This window comes from Intestinirhabdus alba (assembly GCF_009711095.1).
Lineage (GTDB): Bacteria > Pseudomonadota > Gammaproteobacteria > Enterobacterales > Enterobacteriaceae > Intestinirhabdus > Intestinirhabdus alba.
This window is the reverse complement of sequence record NZ_WMJZ01000112.1, coordinates 1-1205: the sequence shown is the minus strand read 5'-3', so window position 1 is coordinate 1205 and position 1205 is coordinate 1. Positions and strand designations below refer to the sequence as shown.

The following is a 1205-nucleotide window of genomic DNA, read 5'->3' as shown; positions in this document are numbered from 1 at the left end:
CGTAGCCGGGTAATCTCATACGCCGGAGACGCGATAAACCTGTATACCGGCACCTGGCAGACACTTTTCCCGTCGTACTCTATCACCTGGCAAATATCCGTCGCCGTCAGCGCCTTTACGTTGTCAACCACCCCGCGGATAACCGCTCTCCCCTTGCGCAGAATGAATTCATTCCTTGCCGCAACAATTTCATCATTCAGCTGCCGGGCCTGCTCTTTCACCACCCCCGCTTTTTTCACGGCAACAACAAATTCTTCTCCCCACTCCTGCACTCTTTTACTCTTCGCCATCAGGATCTCATGTTCCAGCTGACGCGCCTGCGCCTCTGTCTCCATTCCCAGTAGCACCACGGCACCGGCTTTCTCAAGCTGTTTACCTGTCTCTTTAAGGGCGGCGGCAGAGTAATAAAGAGAGATTGCCAGCAGAATTTCCGCCTTTTTGCGCTCTGTGACTAACAGCGAGCTCTGTTTGTTCGAATAATCTCCGGCATAAAGGGTGCGATAGCGGAAGTAACCGGTCCACATTTCCCGAAAGCCCAGGGTGGAGTGCATAAACCAGGCGCGCGAGTCGTGAATATGATCGTCATACAGCGCACAAATCTGCGCATGGAGGGGGTCATCGGTCACGCTGCCGCGCGGGTCTTTAAACAGTATCCGGGAGAACGCTTCGCCCGATGCTTTCATGTAGCTGTATTCAGCACACTGATCGTCAGGATCGAGAACATAGACAATCTTGCCGACAAGATCGTCAATGACTATCTGCCCCGGCCCTCCGGTACGCTCCCGCGACATCCCCACCATAAAGGATGCGCTGGTCGTATAGTCGGTGCGGAATTCATCCGCCCCCTGCTGCAGCTGCAGCTGGTCGCAGGCGGGTTCAAAAACAGGCACCCCGGGCGTATCCGGATTCTGCCGGCGCTGCGCCTCGCGCTCCTGCTGTTTTTGATTGCGCGCCGCCTCGCTGGCTTTGCGCTGCGCCGGGTCGGCGTCGCCGCTGTTCCACCCGGCGGCCTGATAGAAGGGCTGATGCCGGTAGCTGCCGTTAGCAAAACGACCGATGCGCCAGCCGGTCATCCAGGCCATCTGCTGAAAGAGCGTGCCCTCCAGGGCAAAAGGCAGCGGCTCGGGGTGATAGCCCGGCGAGGTGACCTGCGACAGTTCGCCGGTCAGGGTGGTGCGCCAGGCGTTAAAGCGATCGATAAGGGG

At 57.9% G+C, this 1205-nt stretch carries 1 protein-coding gene; it reads right to left on the bottom strand.

The features are described 5' to 3' along the window. The coding region (locus GJV78_RS23195; RefSeq protein ID WP_456237502.1) for a T6SS phospholipase effector Tle1-like catalytic domain-containing protein at positions 1-1205 on the bottom strand (1205 nt) is incomplete at both ends.